We start from the raw sequence: 25916 nt of genomic DNA, 5'->3' as shown, positions 1-25916 counted from the left end.
AGGGCCGGCCCTTTCGCGGGTGAACCCGCTCCTACGGGCGACCGCGCAGGATGTTCGAATCTTGAGCAAGGCGTTCACCTTGGGCACGTAAAAGGTCATCTGGCAGACAGCTCTTCGACACTGATCTCGCGCATCCGGAACTTCTGCACCTTGCCCGTAACCGTCATCGGAAACGCGTCGACAAAACGGAAGTACCTGGGCACCTTGAAGTGCGCAATCCTTGCCCTCGCCCACTCACGCAACGCTTCTTCACTGACAGCATGCCCCGGGTGCAGGCGCACCCAGGCCACGATCTCTTCACCGTACTTGCTGCACGGCACGCCAATCACCTGCACATCGGCCACCGCCGGATGGGTGAAGAAGAACTCCTCCAGCTCGCGCGGATAAATGTTCTCGCCGCCGCGAATGATCATGTCCTTGCTGCGTCCGACAATACGCACATAGCCCTGCTCGTCCATCACCGCCAGGTCGCCAGTGTGCATCCAGCCCTCTGCGTCGATGCTCTCGGCGGTGGCTTTGGGGTTGTTCCAGTAACCCAGCATCACGCTGTAGCCGCGGGTGCACAGTTCGCCGATCTCGCCACGCGGGACAGTGTTGCCTTCGGCGTCCACCACCTTGCTCTCCAGCCGGGGCTGGGTGCGACCGACGCTGGTCACGCGACGCTCCAGGTCGTCAGCGGCACCGGTCTGCAAGGACACCGGGCTGGTCTCGGTCATGCCATAGGCAATCTGCACTTCGGCCATGTGCATCTCGCCAATCACCCGGCGCATCACCTCGATCGGGCAGGTCGCGCCGGCCATGATCCCGGTGCGCAGGCTCGACAGGTCGAACTCACCACGCTGCGGATGGTCCAGTTGGGCAATGAACATGGTCGGCACGCCATACAGCGCAGTGGCTTTTTCCTGCGCCACTGCCCGCAGCGTGGCCAGCGGGTCGAAGGCATCGCTGGGGTAAATCAGTGCGCTGCCGTGGGTCATGCAGCCAAGGTTGGCCATGACCATGCCGAAGCAGTGGTACAGCGGCACCGGCACCACCAGCCGATCGTGCTCGGTAAGGCCCAGGCTTTCACCGACCATGTACCCGTTGTTGAGGATATTGCTGTGGCTAAGGGTGGCCCCCTTGGGGAAACCGGTGGTGCCTGAGGTGTACTGGATATTGATCGGGTCGTCGCAACGCAGTTGTGCCTGGCGCGCGGCCAGGGCCTCGCCGCTGACGGCCTCGGCACGGGCCTGCAATGCGTGCCAAGCCAGGAAGCCCGGCGGTGGCGACAGCGCCAGGCTGACCACGCCACGCAGCTCGGGGAAGCGCTCGCAGATCAGCGCGCCCGGTTGGCTGTTGGCCAGGCCCGGGAGCAGGCCCTGCAGCGTGGCGTGGTAATCGGAGGTCTTGAACGCATCGGCACAGATCACCCAGCGGCAGCCGGACTGGCCAAGGGCGTAGTCCAGTTCGCTGGAACGGTAGGCCGGGTTGATGTTGACCAGGATCGCGCCAACCTTGGCGCTGGCGAACTGGGTAATGCACCACTCGGCGCAGTTGGGTGCCCAGATGCCAAGACGGTCACCGGGCTGCACGCCCAGGGCCATCAGCGCGCGGGCGTGCTGGTCGACGGCGTCAGCCAGTTGCCGCCACGTGTAGCGCAGGGCCTGATGGTGAACCACCAGCGCCTCACGCTCGGGGAAGCGGGCCACGGTGGCGTCGAAGGCGTCGCCGATGCATTGGGTCAGCAGGGGCTTGTCCTGGTTGCCCTGGGTGTAGCTTGGCTGGGGCATAGGCGTTCTCTTGTTGTTCTTGTGTTTTCTGTGCTGGCTTCTTCGCGGGTGAACCCGCTCCTACAAAAACCTCCACCGGCCTCAAATGTGGCGCCGTCCTTTGTAGGTTTACCCGCGAAGAGGCACACACCGGTTTAGCGAACGAACACCTGCGGCGTCGTGGTAGACATGTCACCACCCGGCAACTTGATGTTCTTCACCTTTTCCAGCGTATCCGGGTTGAACACCGCCAGGTCATTGAAGGTGCCGCCCAGGTAAAGCTTGTCGCCCTTCTTGTCGAACGTCACGCAGTAGTAGGTGTGCTCCAGATTAGCCGCCTTGATCAGCTTGCGCTGTTTGATGTCGTACTTGGCCAGGCGGTTGAGCACGCCGTAGATCTGGTTCGGGTCCTTGGGCGAGCGCAGGCCGGTGAAGTACAGCTCGGTCAGGTCGGCGAACTCCTGGGTGTGGGTCTTGCCGGTCTTCAGGTCGATGCTCAGGTAGCCATACAGCGGTTCGGCGGTGGCCGGGTCCTGCTTGTCATCCTTGAACTTGGCAATGGTGTACAGCATGGTGAACTCATGGCGCGGGCTCTGGTGCGGCCAGAAGTACAGCACATCCGGGGCGCTGTAGCCTTTGCGGTTCCAGTTGCGCAGCGGCAGGGCTACCGAGTATTTGCCGGTCTTCACGTCCATCTTGTAAATGTCCGGCCCGGCAACGTACAGGCTGCCATCGTCGGAGGCGCGCATCAGGTACACCTGGCGCGGCATCGGGAAGCTGCGTACGGGCTTGGCCTGAAGGCCATCGGCGGTGCTGAACACCTCCAGCCGGGGTGGCTTGACCACGTAATGGTCGTTCAGCCTCTGGGTCGGGTTGACCGTGGCATACACCTCTTTGCCGTCTGGGCTGATGGCGAACGAATAGATCGACCGGCCGACTTCACCGGCTACGCTGGACAGGTTGGCGTGGAAGGTGTTCTTGCAAGTGTCCAGGTCGATGCCGTAGATGTCGCCGTAATGGTTGTTGAGCACGTAGGCGGTGCGATTGTCCGGCGCCATCATTGCGGTGCCAGGGCCGAACTTGTCCGGCATCCGGCAGCTCTTGTAGACCGTGTCACTGGCCACATCGACCACATGCAGGTTGTTCGGGTAGTTGGTCACGATCATGTATTCGTGGCCAGCCTTCAGTGCCGGGCCAGTGTCGTCGGCCTGTGCCAGCCCGGCGCCCATGGCGGCGATGGTGAGCGCCAATGGCGCGCAGCGTCCAGCTTTCATGCGGTTTCCCCTTGTCATTCTTGTTGGGCCGTCACTTGTCTTTCGGGAACACGGTGCCGAGGTTGCGCCAGTCCTCTGCCGAGTTGGTCGCCTGGGCGTTCCAGTCCTGGTAGGTGCTCATCATGTCCGGCACCTGGGCCGGCCACCAGCAAGGGTCGGAACAACCATAAAGGTCGGCCTCCATCGGCTGGCACAGCGAGCTCACGCCGCCAAAGGCGTCCACCTCCCAGCCGGGGTCGGTAGTGGCCGTGCAGCCGGCCACCGCGCTCATTGCCATCACGTCTTCGACACGGTCTTCGGCGGCGGCCTGCTCCAGGATGCGCGCCTTGTTGTTCAGGGGCTTCAAGTGCTTCATGTCAATGCGCCTTCCGCGGGGTGATGTAGCGATCGATGAAGGCCGGGTTGGCGGCCATGATGCGGCTGTAGACTTCAATGCCGAAGTCCACCCAGTCGCGCATCAGTTCGCAGTAGTGATACGTCGGGTGCTGCGGGTCGCCGTAGCGCGCATAGCTTTCGTGGTAGCAGCCGCCGGAGCACAGGTTGCGGATGCGACAGCTTTCACAGCCGGTGTTGCTGCGGTCCAGGCGCTGCGACAGGAAGTCGTTGAGCTGCGCCTGCTTCACGCCCTGGTGCACGTTACCGAAGGTGGGCAGGCTGGAGCCGGTGAAGCGGTGGCACAGGTTCAACTCACCTTCGTGGTCCACTGCCAGCATCTTCAACCCGGCGCCACACGGCAGGGCCTTCTTGTGGCCTTCGTGGATGTCGGTGATCAGCTGATGCAGGTTGGAGAACCCGATGTTGCGGTGCTCCAGTGCCGCCTCCAGGTAGCGCCGGCCGAGTGCCTTCATGTTGGCGAAGACTTGCACCAGCTCGTCGGCAGTGAGGTTGAAGTCGGCCATGTCGCCAGAGGTAACCGGGGCAAAGCCGACCTCGGCGAAACCCATTTCGTTGAACAGGTGGTTCCAAATGGTTTCAACGTCGGTAATGCCACGGGTCAGCGTGACCCGCGCGCCCACCGGCCGGCTGGTGTAGCGCGACAGCAGCAGGTCGGCCTTGCGCCGCACCACGTCATAGGTGCCCTGCCCGCCCACGGTGATACGGTTGCGGTCATGCACGGTCTTGGGGCCATCGATGCTGATCGACAGGCCAAAGCGGTGGGCGTTGAGCCAATCGATGATTTCTTCGGTCAGCAAAGTAGCGTTGGTGGTCATGATGAACTCCACCGGCTTGCCCGCTTCGGCGAACCGCCGCTCGCAGTAAGCCACCATGTGTTCGATCAACGGCCGGTTGGACAGCGGTTCGCCACCGAAGAACACCACGCTGTAGCGCTGCTCGTTGGGTGATTCCTTGAGCAGCATCTCCACCGAGGCTTCGGCGGTGGCGGTACTCATCTTCTTGCCGGCGGAAGGCTTGTCCAGGTCTTCCTTGTAGCAATAGGTGCAGCTGAGGTTGCAACCGGTGTTGACGTTGAGCACCACGGTGTTAAGTGCGGTGCGCTCGACTTGCCTGAGGGCGATTTCCGGGGTCAGCGGCGAGCCGTCGCTGACCAGCTCCAGCGCGATCAGCTCGCGCAGGGTGTCCTGGATATCGTCGCCGGCAAACTGCTGGCCAAGGCGCTGCATCAGCTCCTCGGCCGAGCAGCCTTGCTGGCGCAAGGTGTCGATGATGCCGCCGGTCACCGCGTCAGCGGTGAACAGCGAACTGCTGGGGATATGGAACAGCATGCGGTCGGCATCAACCTGTACTTCGTGCAGGTTGCGTTCGACCAGGTTCAGTAGTACGCCCATGGCGACCTCCCGATAATCGATCCGTTGGAAAACCGTTGCAGCCTGCCGTTACGGCAGCGGCGGGTTATTCCAGCGCTGTACGGTGACGATCATGTGCCCTTCGCCGGTCTGGCCACCGTCGGCCAGCGTGGCGATGACCTTCAGGTTACCGGCGTTGTTGGTCATCATCTTGCGCTCAGGGTTGGGCCCGGCACCGCCTGGCACGAACACACCGTCGGCCTGCATCTGCCCGGCGAACTTGACGTCTTCATCCTCGACAGCACGCTCGTTGAACGGCTCGACCTTCCAGCTGGCCGGCAGGTAGCCGATACGCAGCGGCTGGCCATTGGCATCCTTGCCCCAGGCTTCGGCCTCGAAACGCCCCTGCACTTTCGGCACGGAGGCACCGTTCTCGCCAATGCGCGCGATGGAGAACGCCGGCACGACCTTCACTTCATCGACTTTGTCGTAAACCGCCAGGTTCACGCCCTTGAGCGCACCTACCGCCACCTCGCGCAGCCCTGGCCTGGCATCGGCCGCGGCACGGGCCTTGACCCTTACCAGGGTCGGGGTCTGCTCCAGCACTTCGGTCACTTCCACCCCGGCGCCCAGGTCCGGCTTGCCAGTCAGGCCGCTGCCAACCAGGGTGATTTCGCTTTCGCCTCCGGCTTTGATGAACGCCGGTTGTACCGCCAGCAACTGCGCCTTGCCTTCTTTTACGGCGCTGAAGTCCAGGCCGCGCTCATCGTGATCGGCTTCGAACATACGGCCTTTCATTTCGCCATCCAGCGCGGCGAACACCTGACGCAGGTTGGCATCGCCAACCTTCACATTGCCCCGCCATTCATAACCGTTGTACAGGATGGCCGAGCCGCTGCCGTTGAACGGTGTACCGTCGGCGTAAGCGCCCTTGACCTCGACCTTGAAGGTATCGCCCTCTCCGGCCGTGACGCTCATTACCCCACGTACATCGCCCTTGGCCAGCATATGGCCGCTGAATGCCCACTGCCCCGGCAGTACGTCCGCCTTGGGTTTGGCCTTCTGCCATTCGTCCCAGGCCGCGCTGTCCATCGGGAAGCGCTTGGCAAGGTCCGGCACCACTTGCTGCAGGGCGATCGGCAGCCAGTCGCGGTCACGCGCCTGGGCCTGGTATTCAAGGGACGGCCATTGGCCAAGGTGGAAGTGGACCAGGTGTTCCCACTCCTTGGCCGGGCGCCGTTGCAAGGCGACACGGGCACCCGAGTGGCAACGGCCACAGGTCTCGCTGAGCTGGGTGTCGAAGTGCTCGACGGTATTGAGCCGACGCTCCATGGCGTAACGCACGCCATCGGTTTCGCTGGGCGCCAGGCCCTGTTTGTCGGCCAGGTATTTGACCAGCGTGCGACGGTCGTCGTCGCTGATCTGAAGGCCATGCATCACCTGCATGCGGGCGATGCTCATCAGCCAGCCTTCCGGCGTCTTGCGCTGGTGGCTGATGCGGCTATAGGTGTCGTTGCCTTCGGGGATATGGCACCCCATGCACTTGTTCTGCAACAGGCTCGGGCCCTGCTCGGCCGCCATGGCCTGGGTGCTCAGCAGCGCGGCGGCGACCAGCGCCAGTTTGCCCGCATGCCGCCGGAGTCGAGTCGTCTTCAAGGTCAGACCTCCACGGTTGTTGTTCTTATCGTTTTCGCACGCTTTGGTACAGCAGGTGTGCATGTGACGGTTGTGATACAGGAACTGTGCCAGTTAGGGTAAAAGCGTTTCCTTTCAACCCTTTAAGCGGTTTTCGGGGCTTGGCCAGGAGCCGGGATGGCCATTTGCAGCGTGCCATTTCGCGACAGGGTGTTTCATGTTGAGACAGGGCCCGCGAAGAGGCCGAACAGCCACTGTTTCATCACCGTCTCACACCGTCTCAATGTGCAACAGCGCAACCTGGCAAACGCAGCCTTGCGCTCAGGCAAAACCCAACGCCCACAACGCTTTGCGGCCATCTGCCCAGGTTGGCACGGCCATTGCGCCAGTGCCCGTCACATCCAATGACAAGAGGCACAGCCCCATGCTTTCCGAACTGCCCATCCTGCCCGCCACCCGCGCCTTTCTCGAACGCAAGCTGAAGATGCGCATCGGTGCCGACTGGCAGGACGCCGCCAGCGGTCGAACCCTGTCGTTCCGCAACCCGGCCACCGGCGAGGTGCTGGGTGAAGTGCCGGCCGCCGAGGCCGAAGATGTCGACCGCGCCGTGCGCGCTGCGCGCCAGGCCTTCGACGACTCGCCCTGGAGCCGCATGCGCCCGCGCGAGCGGCAGAACCTGCTGTGGCGCCTGGCCGACCTGATGGAGCGCGATGCGCGTCAGCTGGCCGAACTGGAATGCCTGAACAATGGCAAGAGCGCCGCCGTGGCCCAGGTGATGGACGTGCAACTGGCCATCGACTTCCTGCGCTATATGGCGGGCTGGGCCACCAAGATCGAGGGTAGCACCGTCGAAGCGTCCATGCCGCTGATGCCTAACGACCAGTTCCACGGCTTCGTGCGCCGCGAAGCAGTGGGCGTGGTTGGCGCCATCGTTGCCTGGAACTTCCCACTGCTGCTGGCCTGCTGGAAGCTCGGCCCGGCACTGGCCACCGGCTGCACGGTGGTGCTCAAGCCTGCCGATGAAACCCCACTGAGCGTGCTCAAGCTGGCCGAGCTGGTCGACGAGGCCGGCTACCCGGCCGGCGTGTTCAACGTGGTTACCGGTACTGGCCTGAACGCCGGCGCCGCGCTCAGCCGCCACCCCGGCGTAGACAAACTGACCTTCACCGGCTCCACCGAGGTCGGCAAGCTGATCGGCAAGGCGGCCATGGACAACATGACCCGCGTCACCCTGGAACTGGGCGGCAAATCGCCGACCATCGTCATGCCCGACGCCAACCTGCAGGAAGCCGCAGCCGGTGCAGCCACGGCGATCTTCTTCAACCAGGGCCAGGTGTGCTGCGCAGGCTCGCGGCTGTATGTGCACCGCAAGCACTTCGACAATGTGGTGGCCGACATCGCCGCAATTGCCAATGCCATGAAGCTGGGCAACGGGCTGGACCCGGCGGTGCAGATGGGCCCGCTGATTTCAGCCAAGCAGCAGGACCGCGTCACCGGCTACATCGAGCTTGGCCGCGAACTGGGTGCAACCATCGCCTGCGGGGGTGAAGGTTTCGGGCCTGGTTACTTCGTCAAGCCGACGGTGATTGTCGATGTGGACCAGCGTCACCGCCTGGTACAGGAAGAAATATTCGGGCCGGTGCTGGTGGCGATGCCATTCGATGACATCGACGAAGTGATCGGCATGGCCAACGACAATCCCTATGGCCTGGGTGCAAGTATCTGGTCCAACGACCTGGCCGCTGTGCACCGCATGATCCCGCGCATCAAGTCCGGCTCGGTGTGGGTCAACTGCCACAGCGCGCTGGACCCGGCGCTGCCGTTTGGTGGCTACAAGATGTCTGGCGTTGGTCGTGAGATGGGTTCAGCGGCCATCGAGCACTACACCGAGCTGAAATCGGTGTTGATCAAGCTCTGATCCTTTTTCCTGTACCGGCCTCTTCGCGGGTAAACCCGCTCCTACACCCGGTATCACGTGCCTTGTGGGCGCGGATTCACCCGCGAAGAGGCCGGTACAGGCGACACAAAAACAACAATAAAAACCATGGAGCAAACCCATGAGGCACACACTCGCCTGCACATTGGCCCTGCTGTTAACCGCCCCCGCCAGCCAAGCCTACGAGCTGTACAACCACGATGGCACCACCCTCAACGCCAACCTCGAAGCCCTGTTCGGCGTCTTCCACAGCGACGAAAGCTTCAACCAGGCCGGCAACCGCCAACCCGGCAGCACCGCCTGGCAGGAAGGCTACGTCAAATACGGCCTCAGCGGCAGCCAGACCCTGGCCGATAGCGGCACCCTCTACGGCGCCTTCAGCCTGCTCAGTTCCGCCACCTGGGGCGATGGCGACGCCGCCGGCCTGACGTTGGGCGACGAACGCCGTACCGCCATCGAGGACTTGTACCTGGGCTGGCGCTCGGCCAACCTGTTCCCGGCGCTGGGCGAAGATGGCGTGGACATTTCCGGTGGCCGCCAGGTCGTCACCCTGGGTGATGGTTTCCTGATCCAGGGTGACCCGGTCAACCTGGGCAAGGTCGACCTGGGGGCCAACTTCGATCGCGGCGGTGCCTACTACCTGGCCGCACGCAAGGCCTTCGATCGTACCGCCGTGCTGCGCCTGGGTGGCAACCAGGGCTGGCGCGGTGACCTGATGTGGTTGAAGTCCGACAACCATTACCAGGCCGACACTTCCCTGGCGGTTGCCAACCTGGAGCACGTCGCCGATACCGGTACCGTCGGCCTGAGCTGGATCCGCGGCCTCGACGTGGACCAGCGCTACGCGCAGATCATGGGCCTGGAACACCGCGACGGCATGGACACCGCCAGCCTGCGCGGGCGCGGCAACCTGGGCGTCAAAGACCTGGAGCTGGCCGCCGAGTACGTGACCCAGGACAAGACCGGCGGGCGCGAGAATGCCTGGTACCTGGAGGGCAACTGGACCTTCTCCCAACTGCCCTGGTCACCCACCGCCACCTACCGCTACAGCCGCTTCTCCGAAGGCTTCGACCCGCTGTTCTATGGCCTCAGCCGGGGTTACGGCACCTGGTTCCAGGGTGAAGTGGCAGCCAACTATGCCGGTCCGTTCAACAAGAACAGCCAAGTGCACCATGTAGCGCTGAAGGGCAAGCCACGGGACAACCTGACCGTCGGCGCGCTGTACTTCGACTTCGACACGCTGGACACCGACCAGGGCAACCTTGGTGGGCGCGAGTTGGATCTGTATGTGGAATGGATGGTCAACGACCACTTGCTGATCAGCCCGGTGGTGGGGTTCTACAAGCCGGAGCGCAGTGCGGCCAATGGCGGTACGCAGTTGGGCGGGCGGGATACCGGGACTTACCTGCAATTGATTGTCGGGACCTTTTTCTGATCCGACATCCTGGGGCTGCTTCGCAGCCCATCGCGACGCAAGGCCGCTCCCACAGGGTGGACCTGCTCCCAAGGGTTGGATTGGTGTCCAACTTCTTGGGGGCAGTCCAGGGTTGTGTGGTCGCTGTGGGAGCAACTGTCTTGCTCAATTTCTAAAAGCTGGTGCGATCCCTGTGGGAGCGGCCTTGCGTCGCGATGGGCCGCAAAGCGGCCCCGACAATCTCAAACCAACCCCTGCTCCCCTAGCCACCGCCGCACTATTCTCTGCTGTTCACTCGCAAGCCCCGACAACACTGCCTCAAAAGGCCGCCCACTGCGTATTTGTCGCACCACAGGCGCCAGTTCCACCCCCTGCAAATGCCAAACCCCCAGCGGCTGGTCCGCCGTCACCACGACCTCGGCTTCATCCACCAGCCCGTCACGCAGCACCGGCCGCCGCTCAACCCGCACCGCTTGCCAATCAGCCGCCTGATGCAGGGGTTGCGCATCCGGCCAGCCTTGGCGGCGTGACCAGAACGGTTGCCCCACCCGGCTTTGTTCCTGGGCATAGAAATCCCGGCCAATGCGGGCAAAACGCAAGAACAGCTGCTCGACCCGCTGCTGGTGAAACTGCCGCGCCAGCTCGGCCTGCTCAGGCCTGCGCAGCAACGTATTGATCACCACCGGCGCCTGCAATGCCGAAGAGAGCGACTGAAAAATCCCGTTGCCCGACAGCGGGTCAACGGCCATGGCGGCATCCCCCACCCGGATCCAGTCCTGCCCGACACATTCACCCGCCAGAATGGCGGTACTGCTGCGTGCATGCACCTGTGCCGGTATCAATGCCTGACCGTCGAACAGCTCGGCTACCAACGCGCTGCGGCCCCGCAACGCCACGCAGTAAGCTGCCAACCCAGCTTTCCCCGGCAGCCCGGCAGCGTCCTGGGTGACTTGCCAGTAACAGCGGCCATCTTCCAGCCGTGCCATCCACGCCCAGCCATCCTCCAGGCTCTCCACCGCCGACGCAGGCGCACCCGGGCTACCCTGCCAGACATTGAGCAGGCTGACCGTTTCCGGCCCACGCAGGCGGTCTGTGGCCAGGGGCGCCTGACGGCCTCGAGCCTCGACCAGGAAATCAGCAGTCAGCACCTGCCCATCGTCCAGGCGCACATGATGACCGACCCCCTGCACGACCTCACGCACCCGCCCCTCGACCACACTCACGCCTGCGCGCTGAAGGTCTTCGCGCAGCGCCTGGTCAAAGCGTTGCCGGTCGAGCAAAAACTCCTGGTTCATGTGCAGGTGCTGGCCGTTCCAGAGCACCTGGCGAGTGGCCGGCATGGCCGCCTGGCTCAAGGCCCCACCCAGGCCTGCATGACGCAAGCCCTCCAGCACCCGCTGCGAAACACCTTCAACTGCCGCGAAACGGCGCCACTCCGACACCACCGTCACGGTGTAACCCAGCCGCCGCAAGCCAATGGCCGTGGCGGCACCCGCAGGGCCGGCGCCCAGCACCACAATGCGCGGCTCAACCATGGCTGGGCCCCCGTCGCTCTGGGCCGATGAACGCCGCGTGATCGCGCAACCAGTCATGGACCTGCTGGCGATCCCTACCCGGCTCGTCACGCAGCAAAGCCGCAATCCTTCCGCTCAAAGCCGCACAGCCCAAGCTCGCACCTGCTCGGCCGCCCGCCCCCACATAACCACCAAAGTCCGCCTGCCGGGTGCCAAGCCAGGACCACTGGCCGGGCGCACAACGCGCATCACCGGTCAGTCGAAACACCCCAGGGTAGCTGGCCGGGTAGACCGGCCCACCCTGTGCCGGGCTGGATGCACACAACAGCACGCCAGCCGCCAGCGCCTCGGCACAAGCCTGATGCAGCACGGGCCGGTCCTGCTGCAAGCCCAGGCTGAGGTTGATCAGCGTCGCCCCCGACTCCACCAGCCACAGCAATGCGGCAGCCACCTGCAACGCACTGGTGCTGGCCTGAGCACTGAACACCTGGGCCACCAGCACCGACACCGGACCGGCCTCGTGTTGCAAGCTGGCGAGCACCGCACTGCCGTGCCCAAGTTGGTCGGGGAGCATTTCACCTTCGCGCAACTGGCCGTCTTCCAGCCAGAAACGGCGGGCGTCCCGCAAGCCGTTGGCCTGCTCCGGCGAGCAGCCGCTGTCGATGATGCCAACGCGCACGTCAGTGCCCATGCTTGATCACCTCCTGCGCCAGTACCTGCAACTGACCGTCATGCAGTTGCAGATGCAGGTCGGCATCGGCCAGGGTCGAAGCCCGGTGGCTGATCAGGATGCGCGTGCGGCCGGCGAACAGCTGGTCGATGGCCGCGATCACTTCACGTTCGGTGGCCTCATCCACCGCCGAAGTGGCCTCGTCCAGCACCAGAATCGCCGGGGCCTGCAACACTGCACGAGCAATGGCAATACGCTGCTTCTGCCCCCCGGACAACTGCTGGCCACGCTCGCCCAGCAGGCCGTCCAGGCCCAGCGGCAGGCTGTCGACCAGGCTGTCCAGCCGCGCCAGGCGCACCACCCGCTCCAGTTCATCACGGCTGGCCTCGGGCACGCCATAAGCCAGGTTCTGCGCCAGGGTGCCACGGAACAGCACGATGTCCTGGCTGACCACGGCGATTCGCCTGCGCAGCGCAGCCAGGTCTAGGTCGCGCAGGTCGACGCCGTCCAGCAGGATGCGCCCGGCGTCCGGGTCGTAGAAGCGCTGCAGCAGGTCGATCAGGGTTGACTTGCCCACGCCGGAGGCACCGCTGATGGCGACTTTCAGGCCACCCGGGATGCTCACCTGCACGTTGTTCAGTACCGCACCCTGGCGCCCCTCATGGGCAAAGCTCAGCGCCTCCAGGCGCAACTCGCCTGGGCCATCGGGGATGGGCTGCGGATTGACTGCCTGATGCACGGTCACCGCTTCGCGCTTGAGCTCCATGACCCGCCCCAGGCTCACGGCCATGCGCTGCACCGCCACATACAGGCCCAGCAGGCTCTGCACCGGCCCCACGGCCATGCCCATGTAGGTAGAAAAGGCGATCAACGCGCCCAACTGCCAAGTACCCTGGATCACCCACCAGCCACCGACCAGGAACGCACAGGCGCGGCACCACGAGGTGAGCGTGCCGGGGATGGCCTGGGTGAAGAATTCGGTCACCTGCACCTTCAGCAGCTGGCGCATGTAACCTTGCCCAAGCTGGTCCAGGCGCCCTGCTTCCCGGCCTTGCTGGCCGGCCGCCTGGATGAACTTCATCGCCGGCAGGGTCTCGACCAGAAAAGACGACACATCCGCCGAGCGCTCACGCAGGTTGCGCACTTCGCGTTCCACCTTGCGCCGCATCCAGCGCAGCCACAGCACCTCGATCGGCACCAGCAGCGCCAACAACAGGGACAACTGCCACGACAGCATCAGCATCAACGCCACCGCGCCCACCAGGCCGATCACCGCCGACACCGCCGAGAACAGCGAGTCCACGGCAAAGCGCTGGATCTCTGCCACATCGCCATCCAGCCGCGAAAGAATGTCGCCGATACGCCGCCGCCCGTAGAAGGTCGGCGACAACTGCTGCAGATGGCGGTAAAGGTCGTCACGCAGGGCAAACAGGATGCGCCCCGACAAGCGCGTATGCAGGTAGCGGTTGACCCCAGCCAGCACAGTGCCCAGCAGGCCCGCGCCGATCATGATTGCCGCCATGTGCCAAAGCGTTTGGTAATCCTTGGCCAGCAGCCCCTCATCGATCAGGGTCTTGACCAGCCAGGGTTGCGCCAGCGCCAGCAGCGATGCACCCAGCGACAAGCTGAGCAACAGGCCGATGGCACGCCGATGGGGGCGCACGAAACCATACAGCCAGGCCAACGCCTGGCGCATGAGTACAGGGTCGCTGGAATCCACCAGCCTTGCGAACAGGCCGCCCACGTCAGCCGCGCAACTGCTTGAGCTTGCGGTACAGCGTCGCCCGGCTGATACCCAGTGCCTCGGCGGCGGCCGAGACGTTGCCCTGGTGGCGCGCCAGAGCACCGCGGATCTGTTCCAGTTCACTGTCCTTGAGGCTGCCGGAGGGCGCTGCGCTGCTGGCGAGTTCGTCCAGCAGGCAGTCGGTAAGGTGATCGAGTGTCAGCACCTGCTCGCCATCCTCGCGCATGGCCAGGGCGGTGCGCACCACCATTTCCAGCTGGCGGATGTTGCCAGGCCAGTCGAAGCCTTCGAGCAACGCGGTCAACGCCGGGTCGAGGGTTACGCCACGCGCATCAGCCTTGTCCAGCAGGCCCTGGATGATCGCCGCCAGGTCATCACGTTCGCGCAGGGCCGGCAGGCGCAGCGACACGCCGTTGACCCGGTAGAACAGGTCTTCACGGAAGTGTTGTTCCTGCACCAGGCGCTTGAGGTCGCGGTGGGTGGCGCAGATCAGCGCCACGTCGATGTCCTGCTCGTCACCCGCCCCCAAGGGTGCTACGCGGCGCTCCTGCAGCACCCGCAGCAGGCGTGCTTGCAGGGCCAGCGGCATGTCGCCGATTTCGTCGAGGAACAGCGTGCCGCCATGGGCCTGCATCAGCCGCCCGACCATGCCACCCCGGCGCGAACCGGTGAAGGCGCCCTCGCGATAGCCGAACAGCTCGGACTCGATGAGCCCTTCGGGAATGGCCGCGCAGTTGACTGCCACAAACGGTTTGTCGGCACGCGGGCTGGCCTGGTGCAAGGCCCGAGCGACCACTTCCTTGCCGGTACCGGTTTCGCCCAGCAGCAGCACTGGCAAACCACTGCCAAGCCCCTGGCGAGCCATGCGCAGGTTGCGCGCCAGGCGTTGATCACCTCCGGCCAGAGCATCGAGTGCAGGCGACTGTTTGCTCAAGGCCGGCTTGCCAGGTGGTGTGCTGGGGCTGACCCGGCCATGGCGCGGCAGCTGTAGGGCACGGAAATAGAACTCGCCCTTGGCGGTCTGCACGCTGCTCACCCCGCCCTGCCACAGGCGAGCGATAAAGGCCGGGGAACGTTCGCCCAGCAGGTCGGTGCTACGCCGCCCAATCAGTTCGTGACGCGGCACCTGCAACAGCTGGCAGGCACTGTCGTTGGCAGCCAGCACTTCGCCGTCCAGGCTCAGGGCCAACAGGCCGTGCCAGGCACTGTTGAGGTATTGCGGGCGGCTGTGGAAGGCCAGCACCAACTGGTCCGGGTGGCACAGGCCAAACAGGCGGCTTTCAATGTTGCCGGCTGCCAGCATCAGGGTCGACAGGCTGTCCTGCGGTTGCGCCATCACCCCTTCGCGGGTGATGTCGAGCACGCCGATCACCTCGCCGCGCGGGTCGCGCAGTGGCACGGAAGTACAGGAGAACGGGCTCAGGCGGTCAAGGTAATGTTCGCCGCAGTTGATCAGCGTCGGCCGGCCTTCGACCACGGCCGTGCCGATGGCATTGGTGCCGCGCAGCGATTCGCTCCAGCAACTGCCCGGGTGCAGATCGCGCAGGCCTTCGCGTTGCAGCACGTGCTTCTGGCCTTCGATGGCCAGCACGTTGGCCTGGGCATCGCCGAGGATGACGATGCCAGCCTTGCCCTGGCGCGCGACCAGGTAGTCGAGTTCGGGGGTAACGGCATCGATCAGCAGGCGGTTGCGCTCCAGCAGCAGGCGCAGGTCATGGCCCTGTTCCAGGCCCAGGCCGACCTGCTCGCCCTGCAGGCAGTCCAGGCCGTGGCCCAGGCTGCGGCGCCAGGAGGCGTCGATCTCGTCGCGCAGCATGCCCAGCGGTAGTTCGCCTTCGCTGGCCAGCTTCAACCGGGCCTCGCGGGATTCGTGCAGCGGGTCGTGGGCGTTTGTTATAAGTTGTCGCGCCATTTTCTACTCCGGCTGTGCCCCGCAATGTGACGGGGTACGGGCTTGGGAATTTTCCGCAGTGTGCGGGAGAAATGGCTGGCCGTCATCTGGTAGTGGATGGATTGGGGTGTAGCTGGCCAGGTTACTTTAAGCGGGCGCAATCCCTGTGGGCGCTGGCTTGCCGGCGATCACCGGCGTTGCCGGTGCGATACACCGCGTCGCCTGCTTCGCGGGCTTGCCCGCTCCCATAGGCTGGCACCAAGCCTGAGGACTGCACATACCTGTGGGAGCGGGCGAGCCCGCGAAGAGGCCCTCGAGGTCAATCAGGGATATCGATCGCTATCACCAATACCCAAGCCCCGTCAGGCACTCGACGCCGCCTTCCGCCCAGCCAGCTGCTGCCTCTCAACCCCATCCAGCAACGCCTCCACCACCGCCTTGGCCGAATCCAACCCATGGTCATTGCTCAACAACAGATCACGGCAGGTGCCCTTGGCCAGTTCCAGCGCCTTGAGGTTGGTCGCAAACGCCCCTTTCAGCAGCGTGGACAGGTGCACCAGCGCATCTTCGTAATCCACGCCGGAACGAACGGCGAACAACGGTGGATGGCTGCATTATCGCGACACAAGGTCCACACATCGACCGCGCAGGTGCCGTTGAATCTGCTTCAAGGCTGCAGATTCTGGCTCAAGAACTTGTCCACCGTGGCCTTGCCATCAGCTGGATCCCCCGCCACCTGCCACAACCGCCGCTCGATCCCCTGCGCCAGCAAGTGCCCCACCGCCGATTCAATCGCCGACAGCACGCACAACTGCGCCGGTTCATTGGTGGTATACCCCACCTCGGCTTCCAGCAGCTTCTTGAACTCGATGAACTTGAACACGCCGGCACTGCGCCCTACCGAGTAGATGGTCTTGCTGGTCATCACGTTGGCCAGCACCTGCCCGGTGCGCACGTCCACAGCGCGCAGGTTGACGGTGACCTGGTCGACGCGGTATTCGCGGGAGATGTCGATGCCCAGGTAGCGGGCGCCTTCGCCGCCGCTGCGCACGTTGGTGTCGTAGGCAATGATGCCGCCCTCCAACATCAGGTTGGCGGCCTGCAACGGTGGCAGCTCGCCCATGATGTTTTCCGCCACATCCGGCTTTTTCTGCGATGCGCGGATGATCTTGCGCTCGGTCAGCAGGTTCTGCAGCCCTTCACGCTCCAGCACCACGAACCAGCCGCTGGCACTCAGGGCGTCCATCAACATGCTGGCCGCGCCTTGGGTGACGCTGGTGGAGAACGAGCTGGCCGGGGTGGGCTTGTACTGCCCGGTCTGGTCGCGGAAGCCGTACACCACGGCCATCAGCCGGCCTTTGGGCCGTGGCATGTTGATCAGGTCGTAATAGGTCGAGGCCCGAGGGGTCAGGGTCGGGGTTTCCGAGTCCTGTTCGGCCGACATGGGTTCGCGCAGGCTGCAACCACTTTGCAGGCCCAGGGCGGTGAGGATCAGCAGCGCGCTCAGCAGACGTTTCATGGTGTTATCTCCCCAACATAAAAGCCCTTCCCTCTCAGGGGTTCAGGCCGCTGACCTCAATGATCGAAATTTCTCCTGTGGCACGATCGGTGACCTTGATGCTCAAGGCCCCGGAATCGTCGATGACGTCGATGAGAAACGCATCGGTCGCCATGCTGCCGGTGTTGCCATTACTGATGTTGTCCAGCAACTGCGACAACATCCGCGACTCCAGCTGGTTGCTGAAGCGCTCAAGGGCCGTGGTGCCGGTAAAGGCCGAGGCGCGGTCCTTGAGGTCCGGGTCGTCGTAGTCGTTCTGCGCCTGGGCGTTGTTCAGCAGCCAGGTGCCGTTCAACGGGTTACCGCCAAAGGCCGGGTTGACCGGGGTGTACACCAGCTCGGTGGCCTGGGCAGCACAGGCGCTGACCAGCAGGCAGGCGGCAATGCAACGGGGTATGCGGTGGTTCATAGCTCGTCCCTCTCCAAGTCGGTGGTGTCCTGTAGCAGGCGTTGCAGCTTGCGTTGAATGATCTGCTGCTTGACCAGGTCGGCAGCGGCGACGGCCTCGTCTTTGAGCTCGGTGGTATTGGGTGGCAGGAAGCGGCGGTACACCACTTCACGCTCGAACTCCACCGTCACCAGGCTGCCCCAGCGGGCATCGGGGCGTTCGCGTACCACCAGGTTGAAGTCCAGACGGCTGGTGGCACGCAGGCGGTCGGCGAAGTAGTAGTAAAAGTCGTGGCCAATGTGCGAGATGGTGTTGTCGACGATAAAACCCTGCATCTCGTCTTCAGCACCCGCCTTGGCGCAGGTAGTCACCCCAGCCATCAGCAGCAGGCTCAGGCACAGCGCAGTCAGGCGCTTCATGGCGTGTCTCCCGGGCCCGCATTCGTCTGCACACCGCGTGCACTTTCGGTAAAGGCCTGCTCGGCGACGAACTGCCAGTCGCTGTAGTGCTCCATCCCCTCGAACCCGCTCCATTCGGCGCTGAAGCCACTGCGCTTGAAAGGGGTGGCGTCCGAACGGCTGTAGACGCCAGTGATACGGCCGTCGATCGAGCGCAGCAGGCCCCATTCGTCGCTGTTGCTGATCGGGTCAGGGTAAAGCCTGCGGATGTGCCGTTTGGCCTGCGGGAAACGGTTGTCCTGCAGCAGGTCGGCCAGGTCTTGCGGGTACTGGGCCAGCCCGGGGGATGCGCGGTAGTAGCTGCGCAGGGCCTGGGCGTACTGGCTGCCGACCCACAGCAACTGGCGTTCGCGGTCGCGCTGGGCGGCGCTCGCCCAGATCGTGCCGGTGGCCGCCAGGGCCACGCTGCTGACCGCAATCAGCAGCAGCACACCCAGGTAGGTGAAGCCGCCGTTGGCCTTACCATTCAGCGAAGAGGCTGCCATCACGCGCCCTCCCTGTGGCACCGCTCTTGATATCGGCCACGCCACCCGCCACACCCTCGGGCGGCGGCACCAACTGCCAGGCATCGCTGCGCTCGGTAATCGGGTCGACCGGTGTGTTGCGCAGGTAACGTTGCTCCACCAGTTGTTCCAGCGAATCGGGGTAGTGGCCGGTATCACCGTAGTAGTGGTCCAGCGCCTCGCGTAGCACTGCCAGGCTCTGACGCAGGGTGGCCTCGCGCGAGCTTTCCAGGCTGTTGAAGTAGCGCGGCATGGCGATGGTCATCAGCGTGGCGATGATCGCCATCACCACCAGCAGTTCGATCAGGGTGAAGCCTTTGCTGCGTTTCATGGCTGTCACCATTGCCCGTAAGGGATATTGTTCAGGCCTTTGCCACGGGCCCTGGAATACACGTCGAACACGTCTTCGCCGTCGCGCGGGTTGTCGGGGCTGCTGTCGTAGGCACGCAGGCCCCAGCCGCCTTCGTCTTCATCCTTTGCCGCCACCAGCGGGTCGTGCGGGATGCGCCGCAGGAAGTAGAACTTGGCGCCCTTGGCACTGCGCACATCGCGCACGCCCTCTACCAGCACCTGCAGGTTCGGCGGGTAGCCACTGCTGTCCACGCGCTTCTCGATGTAGCCGGCGTCGAAGGCCCGCTTGTAGGCATCGATGGCGTCGCGAATCTGGTACAGCGCCTCGCGCAGTTGCTGCTCCTTGCCGCGGCGTACCACCGTTTCGGTCAGCGGCGCGGCCATGCTGGCGAGCAACCCGAGCAGTGCCAGGGTCAGCACCACCTCGATCAGGCTGAAGCCGTGCATGCGACGCCGCGCGTTCATGGCCGTGGGCTCCCGTTGACCGGGGCGACCGCCATCTGGCTGTCCACGACCGGCTCATCGGTGGTCGGCGCATTACCGGGTACGTCTATCGGCGGCAGTGGCGCCATCTGGCGCACCTGCATGGCCGACTCGGTGCCCGTGGAAAACTCCATGTCCGACGGGCTCTGGTACGGCAGGTTACGTACGATGCGCGGGGTGATCGCCAGCACCAGCTCACTCTTGCTCATGTCGTCCTTGTTGCTGCCGAACAGCCGGCCCAGGCCCGGGATATCGCCAAGGCCGGGAATCTTGTTGCCACTGGCGTTGTGGTCGTTGCGCACCAGGCCGGCCAGCACCTGGGTTTCGCCGTCATGCAGGCGCAGGCTGGTCTGCGCGTTGCGGGTGTCGACCTGGACGGGGATGGTGCCCTGGCGGGTGGCCTCCAGCGGGGTGGCGTTGCTGACCTCGAGCGCCACCTTGATCGCCACTTCGTTGTTCAGGTGCACGGTGGGCTGCACTTCAAGCTTCAGGCCGACGTCCAGGTAGGTGACGCTCTCGGTAATGACCGGCCCTTGGGTCGACGGCACCGAGGTGGCGCTGATGATCGGTACCCGCTGGCCGATGTGGATGCGCGCTTGCTCGCGGTTGCTGACGCGGATCACCGGGCTGGCCAGGGTGTTGATGTCTTTGTCCTGGGCGTTGATCTTGGCCTGCGGCGCCGGCGCAATGCTGATGCGGCTGGAATTGATGCCCTTGAGCTGGTCGAGCACGCTGACCGGGTTGCCATCGTCGCTCAGCACGCCGAAGGTGTTCGGCCATTGCAGGCCAAGGTCGAGGATGCGCGAGGTGGCCACCTCCATCACCTCCACTTCCAGCACCACCTCGGGGTTGGACTGGTCCTGCGACTGCAGCAGCTTCTCGGCCATGCGCACCGCGTCCGACGTGTCGCGCATGGTCAGGGTGTTGAGGCGCTCGTCAACGAACACGTCGCGGGTCTTGAGCATGGTCTTGACCATGTTCAACGCGGTATTGGCGTCGATGCTGGTCAGGTAGAACGTACGCATGACCAGTTCCTGGTAGTCCTTGGTCTTCTGCGGCGAATCGGGGTAGACCATGACGGTGTTGTCGTTGACGATCTTCTGGCGCAGCTGGTTTTGTTCCAGCAGCAGCGCTATCGCGTCCTCGATGCGCACCTCGCGCACGAAGATGGTGGCTTTCATGTCCGGGCGCAGGTCCTTGTCAAAGATGAAGTTGATGCCGGCCACCTGCGACAGCACTTCGAAGATGGTCTTCAGGTTGGCATCGCGAAACTCCAGTGTGACCGGCCGCTCAAGCTTGCTGCGCAATTGCGGGTACGGCTGCGCGGTGCGTGCCTGCACGTTTTCGATGTCGCTGCGCAGCGTTATGCCCTTCTGGTTCTGCGGGTCCAGACGCAAGACTTCGCGCATGTAACGTTCGGCACCGAACAGGTCGCCCTGGCGCAGCGCCGCCTGGCCAAGCGCTACGCGTTCGTCCAGGGTGCGGATCAGCTCCAGCTGGCGAATGCCATCCTGGGCGCGGCGGTTGTTCGGCTCCAGGGTGAGCACCCGGCCATAGCCCATGCGGGCATTGGCGAAGTCATGGCGGACGCGGTCGCTGTCGGCCTGGCTAATCAAGGCCTCGACAGCCGCCTGGCGGCTGTGGGCCAGGGCGATATTCAGCTCTGTGTCACGCGGGTCGTCGCGCAGGGCCTCTTCCAGGCGGGCGATGCCGGCCTCGTACTGGCCCTCTTTCATCAACTGGTCGCTGTCCTGGCGAACCGCACTGGAGCCGCAACCGGCAATGGCCACGCACAGCGCCACGAGCAGAAACGGAGCAGGCTTGCACAGCTTTGACGACTTCATGGTGCGCTCCCGACAGACAAGGTCTGCGACTGGTGCAAAGGCAGGTAGACCAGGTTCAGCTCGCTGGCCGATACCCGATCGAGGCGATAGGTGTCTTCGATCACGTCGCCTTGGCGCACGACGTAGAGTTTTTCGCCGCTCTGCAGGAAGACCTGCAGGTCGTCGCGGTCACCCATGCGGCCGATGAACTGGAAAGGCAGCTCCGGGGCCGTCGGGGCCGCGGCGACGACAGGTGCGGTCATAACCGGTTGTTCGGTGACCGTGGCCAGGGTTTTGGGTGGCGTCCATTGCTGGGTTGGGAACAGGTCGCGGGAGGCCTGTTCCGGCCCTTTCGCGGGTAAGCCCGCGCCGACCATGGACGCAGCGCTTTCTGTTGCAGGCGCGGGTTTACCCGCGAAGGCCGCGACGCCATCGTCCTGGCCAAACCAATGGTCCGGTGCCCAGGCCAGCGCCGCGCTCACGCCAAGGAAGCCGGCCCAGATGACTGCACGTTGTGTGTTCATCATGACCTCGACAGGTAAAGGGTCATGCGCAGGCGGGCATTCAGCTCGCTGTCGCCGATGCGTTTGCGTTGCAGCTCAAGGTCTTCCAGCACCAGCGTCGGCAGTTGCTTGAGCAGGCCCTTGATAAAGCCGCGAATCTGCGGGTAGCTGCCGCGCACTGGCAGCACGATCTGGTAGCGGGCCAGCTGGGTCTTGGGGTCGATGCCCAGCGCGTATTCACCGCGGGCCAAGCTGATGCGCTCGGCGCTGGCCAGGCGGTACAGACGCTCGATCAGCTCGCTGGCCTGGGGCTGACCGGGCAGTTGCTGGCGCAGGCTGTCGAGGGCCTGCTGCTCGGGCTGGACCGCAATCTTCAGCTCACCCCGCTTGACACGCCCTACCTGTTCGCTGGCCTGCGCTTCGCTGGCGCGCAGTTCGCGTACGCTTTGCCATTGCGGCAGCACGCCGGCACACCCCACGCCAATGGCGAGCAGGCCTACGGCTACGGCAGCCAGGCCTACCGGGCCGACAACGCGCAGGCGCTCCTGGAGGATCAGGCGGCTGAACGATTCAAGGGCGCGCATGGCCGATCTCCCAGGTGGCGGTGAGGGTGAAGCGCACCGGGTGCTCGGGCCGCGCAGCGAGCACTTCGTGGTTGAGCAGCGACACGTCGCTGAGCTCGTCGCTGGCTTCCAGCCGCTGGTGGTACTGCAGCATCGCTTCGAGGTTGCGCGCCTCGGCGGCAATGCGCACCTGGCCCTTGCGCGCATCCGGCGTCAGGCCGAGCAGCGCGACGTCGTCCTGCGGCATGGCTTCAAGCATGGCGAACAGTTGCTGCCAAGGACGTTGCAGTTGCTGCGACACACTGCGCATTTGTGCCAGGCGCTCAGCCTGCTCCCGGCTGGCAGCGCTGTTCTTGGGTTCTGCGATGGCCGGGCGGCGGCCCAGTTGCAGTTCCAGGCTATGGACGCTGGCTTCCAGTGCCACTTGCTCGGTCTGCAAGCGTTGCTGCAGCAGCACCAGGCCGGCGACCATGGCGCTGGCAAGGACGAGCAGCGACCAAACCAGCGGTCCGCTGCGCCGTGGCTGGAATTCCAGGTCGAGGCGGCGCATGTCAGGCCACCGCCCGCCACATGGCGCACAGCGGGTCGGCTTCGCTGGCCGGCTGGCACAATTGCACGGCCGCCAGTTGCGGCACGTCGCAGCGGCCCGGGGCATGCAGGTACACCCGCGGCAGGTGCTCGCCGTACAGCTCACAGGTACGCTCGATCAGTGCTTGCAGGGCCTGGTCGCTGTCAGCGCAACCTTGCGCCAGCACTTGCTGCCAGGCACCGCCGGCGGCCAGCAGCAATACACTGCGGCGCGGCTCGGCCAGCACGAACAGGAAGTCCCCCTGCTCCAGCTGTGACCAGCAACGGTTGTAGGCAGCCATCAGGTATGGCTGCACCGAGCGCAGGCTCAGGCGGCTTTCCCGGCCCAGTGCCTGCAGCCGCTGCAGCAAGGCTTCGGGCAGCGCCGTGGCGATGCGGGCGGCACCGGCAGGCTCCGGTGACAGCACAATGCGCCAGTCGTCCAACGGCTGCCCGTAGAGGTTTTCGAAGCAAGCGCGGGCATAGGCGTCCAGCTCGCGAGGGTGGCCGATGGCGTCACTCCAGGGCACCAGGCAGAAGCGGCTGTAGCGGGCCGACAGCAACACCCGCAACTGGGCGCCACGTACCGCATGCTCGGCCAGCAGTGCGGCCAGCCCGTCGACAGCGGCATCCCAGGTCGGTTGGATGGCGTCGCTGCTGAACGCGCGGCTGCCCAGCCATTGGTGGTGATTGTTGTGCCAGCGACCCAGGCCGACACCCTCGGCGCCCAATACGGCGCAGTAACGGTCAGATGAATGTGACACGGTTGATCTCCTCAAGGGTGGTACGGCCATCGCGGACCAGGTCCAAGGCCGAGGCTCGCAGCAGGCGCAGGCCGCGCTGGCAGGCAAGCGTCTTGATCTGCGCCAGCGGGCGGCGCTCCACGATCATTTGCCGCAGGTCGTCATCCAGGTGCAGCAGTTCGGCAATGGCACTGCGGCCGCGGTAACCACTGCCACGGCACTGGCCGCAACCCTTGACACGGACGAATGTCCAGCCGGCCACCCCCTCGCGGGTCAGGCCTGAGCCATACAGGGTGTCGTCATCGTGTTCGCAGGGCGTGGCGCAGTGCGGGCAGGCCAGGCGAATCAGGCGCTGGGCCAGCACCGCGTTGAGCGCAGAAACGAAGCTGTAGGGGTCGACCTGCATCTGGCTGAAGCGGCCAATCACGTCGAACACGTTGTTGGCGTGGATGGTGGTGAACACCAGGTGGCCGGTGAGCGCCGATTGCACGGCAATCTGGGCCGTGTCGGGGTCACGGATTTCACCGACCAGGATCTTGTCCGGGTCGTGACGCAGGATCGAGCGCAGGCCTCGGGCGAAGGTCAGGCCCTTCTTCTCGTTGACCGGGATCTGCAGCACGCCGGGCAGTTGATACTCGACCGGGTCTTCGATGGTGATGATCTTGTCCACGCCATGGTTGATCTCGCTGATCATGGCGTACAGGGTGGTGGTCTTGCCGCTGCCTGTAGGGCCGGTGACCAGGATCATGCCGTAGGGTTCTGCCGCCAACCGGCGCAGGGCGCGCAAGGTTTCGTCGGCAAAGCCCAAGGCTTGCAGCTGCACGCCGCTGACCCGGTCGGACAAGTCCTGCTTGTCGAGCACCCGCAGCACGGCATCTTCACCGAAGATGCTAGGCATGATCGACACCCGGAAGTCGATTTGCCGGTCGCCCACGGCCACCTTGAAGCGGCCGTCCTGGGGCACGCGTTTTTCGCCGATGTCCAGCTCGGCCATGACCTTGATGCGCGAGATCACCTGGTCGGCGAAGGCGCTGCCACTGGCCTTGCCGGCACCGTTGAGCACGCCGTCGATGCGGTACTTGATGGTCAGACCCTGGCCGGTCATGCCCAGGTGGATGTCGCTGGCGTGCAGCTTGAGGGCGTCGTACAGGGTGGAGTTGACCAGCTTGACCACGCGGCTCTGGTCTTCGCTGATACTGGCCAGCGACAGGCGTTGCAGCGGGTCGCTTTCGCTGCTGGCGTCGGCGTCGTGGTCAAGGGCATCGACTGCGTGGAAGCTTTCTTCATGACGGGCCAGGAAGGTGGCCAGGTCGGCGGCGTGGGCCAGGTAAAGCGGCGCGCCTTGCAGTACGTCGTCGATCCAGGCCAGGCGGGCGTGGTCGAAGGGGTCGGCGAACACGCCCAGCAGTTGGCCGCCTTGCTCGATCAGCACACATTCGCGCTTGAGGCACTGGGCCAAGGCCAGCTTGTCGAAGCGTGGGGTGCTGGCCAGCAGGCTGTGGCTGTCGAGTACCGGGTAATGCAGGGTCAGGCCCAGGCGCTGGGTGAAGGTGTCGGGGGTGTCGCAGGCCAGGCGTTCCAGGCAGTCGAGCAGGCGCTCGTCGGTGGCTTGCAGACGGGCCTGGGCCAGCAGTTCGCGGGGGTAGGTCTGGCACGGGTTTACCGGTGCCGGCCCTTTCGCGGGTGAACCCGCTCCTACAGGTTCAGTGCAATCCTGTGGGAGCGGGTTCACCCGCGAAAGGGCCGGTGCAGGCTTTGCAGATTCCGGGGTTGCATCGAATGCTTCTGGCATGGCCTGCGACTCCGCTCAGGGGCGCGTCGCAGGCTGGCTCGGCCAGGGGTGCGGGCGCCGCTATTCCCCTGTGAGCAGTTGATCGTCGTCGGGCCCTGGTGGCTTGGCGCCGTTACGGCGGCGGTCGGCCAACACCCAGCTTCCATCGTACAACTGCAGGGGGAACGATTCGTTCCTGTTCTGGCGTCGTTCGACGAACCCTTCGGCCGGGTTGTCCGTGGCCCTGCGCCGGCGCTCGATGCCCAGCAGGTCGAAGATCGCACGCGCCAGCTCCATCAGTGGGAACGGCTTGAACAGGACGTGACTCACTCCGAGTTCGGCGGCCCGCTCACGCACCTCGACGGTGGGGTGGGCGGTGATCAGCACGAAGTGGCATTGCCTGTTCTTGCGTACAGCCTCCAGAACCTGAAAACCTTCCATGTCGGGCAAGCGGTAATCCAGCACAACTACTTGCGGTGCCAGGCTTTCAGCCTGTTCGATACCACTGGCACCGTTGTGGGCAACATGAACTTCCAGGCCCTGCGCCTGCAGATACGCTTGCAGGTTTTGCGCAAGAGTCTGTTCGTCATCGACTACCAATACTCTGTTCACCAAGGTCGACTCCCAAATACTG

General features: G+C 64.6%; 25 protein-coding genes. 2 read left to right on the top strand and 23 right to left on the bottom strand.

From position 1 onward, the window contains the following. Nucleotides 1–95: 95 nt before the first annotated feature. The 5 genes from V6093_RS02425 to peaA form a co-directional block, all read right to left on the bottom strand. Entirely contained in the window at nt 96–1769 is a 1674-nt protein-coding gene (locus V6093_RS02425; RefSeq protein WP_267826976.1) for a fatty acid CoA ligase family protein, read from the bottom strand. Between the two features lie 134 nt (nt 1770–1903). Beyond that, entirely contained in the window at nt 1904–3022 is a 1119-nt protein-coding gene (peaD, locus tag V6093_RS02420) for a quinohemoprotein amine dehydrogenase subunit beta (protein WP_003248009.1), read from the bottom strand. 31 nt (nt 3023–3053) lie between these two features. After that, the gene (gene qhpC, locus V6093_RS02415) at nt 3054–3377 is read right to left on the bottom strand and encodes a quinohemoprotein amine dehydrogenase subunit gamma (protein ID WP_003248007.1); all 324 of its coding nucleotides are present in this window, start codon (nt 3375–3377) and stop codon (nt 3054–3056) included. Between the two features lies 1 nt (nt 3378). Beyond that, nucleotides 3379–4809 (bottom strand): quinohemoprotein amine dehydrogenase maturation protein, encoded by a 1431-nt coding sequence (peaB, locus tag V6093_RS02410; protein WP_406669689.1) that lies wholly within the window; start codon nt 4807–4809, stop codon nt 3379–3381. 48 nt (nt 4810–4857) lie between these two features. Further along, nucleotides 4858–6423 (bottom strand): quinohemoprotein amine dehydrogenase subunit alpha, encoded by a 1566-nt coding sequence (gene peaA, locus V6093_RS02405; RefSeq protein ID WP_029611842.1) that lies wholly within the window; start codon nt 6421–6423, stop codon nt 4858–4860. Nucleotides 6424–6826: 403 nt separating this feature from the next. Between peaA and V6093_RS02400 the strand changes: the two genes are divergently transcribed. Together V6093_RS02400 and V6093_RS02395 are read left to right on the top strand one after the other, a co-directional pair. Then, nucleotides 6827–8320 carry an aldehyde dehydrogenase gene (locus V6093_RS02400; RefSeq protein ID WP_003248002.1) on the top strand — a complete coding sequence of 498 codons (1494 nt, stop codon included), beginning with the start codon at nt 6827–6829 and terminating at the stop codon, nt 8318–8320. Nucleotides 8321–8459: 139 nt separating this feature from the next. Further along, nucleotides 8460–9773: a hypothetical protein gene (locus tag V6093_RS02395; RefSeq protein WP_003247999.1), complete on the top strand. Its 1314-nt coding sequence runs from the start codon at nt 8460–8462 to the stop codon at nt 9771–9773. A 221-nt stretch (nt 9774–9994) separates the two neighbouring features. On the opposite strand, the gene V6093_RS02390 is transcribed toward V6093_RS02395, so the two are convergent. From V6093_RS02390 to V6093_RS02305, 18 genes are all read right to left on the bottom strand, one after another. After that, on the bottom strand, nt 9995–11287 hold the full coding sequence (locus V6093_RS02390) for an NAD(P)/FAD-dependent oxidoreductase (protein ID WP_047603813.1): 1293 nt from the start codon (nt 11285–11287) through the stop codon (nt 9995–9997). Continuing rightward, nucleotides 11280–11957, bottom strand: a complete 678-nt coding sequence (locus V6093_RS02385) for a S8 family serine peptidase (protein WP_012052158.1) — start codon at nt 11955–11957, stop codon at nt 11280–11282. Before V6093_RS02385 ends, V6093_RS02390 begins: the two co-directional genes overlap by 8 nt. Continuing rightward, nucleotides 11947–13680: an ABC transporter ATP-binding protein gene (locus V6093_RS02380; RefSeq protein ID WP_047603815.1), complete on the bottom strand. Its 1734-nt coding sequence runs from the start codon at nt 13678–13680 to the stop codon at nt 11947–11949. Before V6093_RS02380 ends, V6093_RS02385 begins: the two co-directional genes overlap by 11 nt. A 1-nt stretch (nt 13681) precedes the next feature. Beyond that, nucleotides 13682–15592 carry a sigma-54-dependent Fis family transcriptional regulator gene (locus V6093_RS02375; protein WP_179052936.1) on the bottom strand — a complete coding sequence of 637 codons (1911 nt, stop codon included), beginning with the start codon at nt 15590–15592 and terminating at the stop codon, nt 13682–13684. Between the two features lie 341 nt (nt 15593–15933). Then, on the bottom strand, nt 15934–16170 hold the full coding sequence (locus V6093_RS02370; protein WP_029380666.1) for a hypothetical protein: 237 nt from the start codon (nt 16168–16170) through the stop codon (nt 15934–15936). A gap of 68 nt (nt 16171–16238) precedes the next feature. Further along, on the bottom strand, nt 16239–17090 hold the full coding sequence (locus tag V6093_RS02365) for a CsgG/HfaB family protein (protein WP_047603817.1): 852 nt from the start codon (nt 17088–17090) through the stop codon (nt 16239–16241). 34 nt (nt 17091–17124) lie between these two features. Next, nucleotides 17125–17538 (bottom strand): curli assembly protein CsgF, encoded by a 414-nt coding sequence (locus V6093_RS02360; RefSeq protein WP_047603819.1) that lies wholly within the window; start codon nt 17536–17538, stop codon nt 17125–17127. Then, nucleotides 17535–17936 carry a curli production assembly/transport protein CsgE gene (csgE, locus tag V6093_RS02355; RefSeq protein ID WP_003247969.1) on the bottom strand — a complete coding sequence of 134 codons (402 nt, stop codon included), beginning with the start codon at nt 17934–17936 and terminating at the stop codon, nt 17535–17537. The genes V6093_RS02360 and csgE overlap by 4 nt, the downstream gene beginning before the upstream one ends. After that, complete coding sequence (locus V6093_RS02350) at nt 17933–18460, bottom strand: type II secretion system protein (protein WP_003247967.1); 528 nt, start codon at nt 18458–18460, stop codon at nt 17933–17935. The genes csgE and V6093_RS02350 overlap by 4 nt, the downstream gene beginning before the upstream one ends. Beyond that, on the bottom strand, nt 18435–18809 hold the full coding sequence (locus tag V6093_RS02345; protein ID WP_003247965.1) for a type II secretion system protein: 375 nt from the start codon (nt 18807–18809) through the stop codon (nt 18435–18437). Before V6093_RS02345 ends, V6093_RS02350 begins: the two co-directional genes overlap by 26 nt. Nucleotides 18810–18814: 5 nt before the next feature. Further along, a complete protein-coding gene (locus V6093_RS02340) occupies nt 18815–19294 on the bottom strand; it encodes a type II secretion system protein (RefSeq protein WP_003247963.1) in 480 nt (159 codons plus the stop codon). Next, the gene (locus V6093_RS02335; RefSeq protein ID WP_108078859.1) at nt 19291–21156 is read right to left on the bottom strand and encodes a secretin N-terminal domain-containing protein; all 1866 of its coding nucleotides are present in this window, start codon (nt 21154–21156) and stop codon (nt 19291–19293) included. The genes V6093_RS02340 and V6093_RS02335 overlap by 4 nt, the downstream gene beginning before the upstream one ends. Continuing rightward, nucleotides 21153–21659 carry a hypothetical protein gene (locus V6093_RS02330; protein ID WP_012052151.1) on the bottom strand — a complete coding sequence of 169 codons (507 nt, stop codon included), beginning with the start codon at nt 21657–21659 and terminating at the stop codon, nt 21153–21155. The genes V6093_RS02335 and V6093_RS02330 overlap by 4 nt, the downstream gene beginning before the upstream one ends. Next, nucleotides 21659–22222, bottom strand: a complete 564-nt coding sequence (gene pilO / locus V6093_RS02325) for a type 4a pilus biogenesis protein PilO (protein WP_003247957.1) — start codon at nt 22220–22222, stop codon at nt 21659–21661. The genes V6093_RS02330 and pilO overlap by 1 nt, the downstream gene beginning before the upstream one ends. Continuing rightward, on the bottom strand, nt 22209–22751 hold the full coding sequence (locus V6093_RS02320; RefSeq protein WP_003247955.1) for a hypothetical protein: 543 nt from the start codon (nt 22749–22751) through the stop codon (nt 22209–22211). Before V6093_RS02320 ends, pilO begins: the two co-directional genes overlap by 14 nt. A 1-nt stretch (nt 22752) precedes the next feature. Then, on the bottom strand, nt 22753–23532 hold the full coding sequence (locus V6093_RS02315; RefSeq protein ID WP_003247953.1) for a hypothetical protein: 780 nt from the start codon (nt 23530–23532) through the stop codon (nt 22753–22755). Further along, on the bottom strand, nt 23516–25303 hold the full coding sequence (locus V6093_RS02310) for a GspE/PulE family protein (protein WP_014756954.1): 1788 nt from the start codon (nt 25301–25303) through the stop codon (nt 23516–23518). The genes V6093_RS02315 and V6093_RS02310 overlap by 17 nt, the downstream gene beginning before the upstream one ends. Before the next feature lie 60 nt (nt 25304–25363). Next, nucleotides 25364–25897 (bottom strand): response regulator, encoded by a 534-nt coding sequence (locus V6093_RS02305; RefSeq protein WP_019751814.1) that lies wholly within the window; start codon nt 25895–25897, stop codon nt 25364–25366. Nucleotides 25898–25916: the final 19 nt, after the last annotated feature.

This window comes from Pseudomonas putida group bacterium ESBL64, assembly GCF_045277175.1.
GTDB classification, from domain to species: domain Bacteria; phylum Pseudomonadota; class Gammaproteobacteria; order Pseudomonadales; family Pseudomonadaceae; genus Aquipseudomonas; species Aquipseudomonas alloputida.
The sequence above is the reverse complement of the archived record's forward strand: the minus strand, read 5'-3'. Positions and strand labels throughout refer to the sequence as shown.

What these genes read in the sequence shown, in the direction of transcription:
- V6093_RS02310 (WP_014756954.1), bottom strand. Translation starts at nt 25,303, where the DNA reads ATGCCAGAAGCATTCGATGCAACCCCGGAATCTGCAAAGCCTGCACCG.
- V6093_RS02360 (WP_047603819.1), bottom strand. Translation starts at nt 17,538, where the DNA reads ATGAACCACCGCATACCCCGTTGCATTGCCGCCTGCCTGCTGGTCAGC.
- V6093_RS02395 (WP_003247999.1), top strand. Translation starts at nt 8,460, where the DNA reads ATGAGGCACACACTCGCCTGCACATTGGCCCTGCTGTTAACCGCCCCC.
- V6093_RS02350 (WP_003247967.1), bottom strand. Translation starts at nt 18,460, where the DNA reads ATGGCAGCCTCTTCGCTGAATGGTAAGGCCAACGGCGGCTTCACCTAC.
- V6093_RS02375 (WP_179052936.1), bottom strand. Translation starts at nt 15,592, where the DNA reads ATGGCGCGACAACTTATAACAAACGCCCACGACCCGCTGCACGAATCC.
- V6093_RS02365 (WP_047603817.1), bottom strand. Translation starts at nt 17,090, where the DNA reads ATGAAACGTCTGCTGAGCGCGCTGCTGATCCTCACCGCCCTGGGCCTG.
- qhpC (WP_003248007.1), bottom strand. Translation starts at nt 3,377, where the DNA reads ATGAAGCACTTGAAGCCCCTGAACAACAAGGCGCGCATCCTGGAGCAG.
- V6093_RS02340 (WP_003247963.1), bottom strand. Translation starts at nt 19,294, where the DNA reads ATGAACGCGCGGCGTCGCATGCACGGCTTCAGCCTGATCGAGGTGGTG.
- V6093_RS02390 (WP_047603813.1), bottom strand. Translation starts at nt 11,287, where the DNA reads ATGGTTGAGCCGCGCATTGTGGTGCTGGGCGCCGGCCCTGCGGGTGCC.
- V6093_RS02320 (WP_003247955.1), bottom strand. Translation starts at nt 22,751, where the DNA reads ATGCGCCGCCTCGACCTGGAATTCCAGCCACGGCGCAGCGGACCGCTG.
- V6093_RS02335 (WP_108078859.1), bottom strand. Translation starts at nt 21,156, where the DNA reads ATGAAGTCGTCAAAGCTGTGCAAGCCTGCTCCGTTTCTGCTCGTGGCG.
- V6093_RS02400 (WP_003248002.1), top strand. Translation starts at nt 6,827, where the DNA reads ATGCTTTCCGAACTGCCCATCCTGCCCGCCACCCGCGCCTTTCTCGAA.
- V6093_RS02330 (WP_012052151.1), bottom strand. Translation starts at nt 21,659, where the DNA reads ATGAACACACAACGTGCAGTCATCTGGGCCGGCTTCCTTGGCGTGAGC.
- peaB (WP_406669689.1), bottom strand. Translation starts at nt 4,809, where the DNA reads ATGGGCGTACTACTGAACCTGGTCGAACGCAACCTGCACGAAGTACAG.
- V6093_RS02345 (WP_003247965.1), bottom strand. Translation starts at nt 18,809, where the DNA reads ATGAAACGCAGCAAAGGCTTCACCCTGATCGAACTGCTGGTGGTGATG.
- pilO (WP_003247957.1), bottom strand. Translation starts at nt 22,222, where the DNA reads ATGCGCGCCCTTGAATCGTTCAGCCGCCTGATCCTCCAGGAGCGCCTG.
- V6093_RS02385 (WP_012052158.1), bottom strand. Translation starts at nt 11,957, where the DNA reads ATGGGCACTGACGTGCGCGTTGGCATCATCGACAGCGGCTGCTCGCCG.
- V6093_RS02425 (WP_267826976.1), bottom strand. Translation starts at nt 1,769, where the DNA reads ATGCCCCAGCCAAGCTACACCCAGGGCAACCAGGACAAGCCCCTGCTG.
- csgE (WP_003247969.1), bottom strand. Translation starts at nt 17,936, where the DNA reads ATGAAGCGCCTGACTGCGCTGTGCCTGAGCCTGCTGCTGATGGCTGGG.
- peaD (WP_003248009.1), bottom strand. Translation starts at nt 3,022, where the DNA reads ATGAAAGCTGGACGCTGCGCGCCATTGGCGCTCACCATCGCCGCCATG.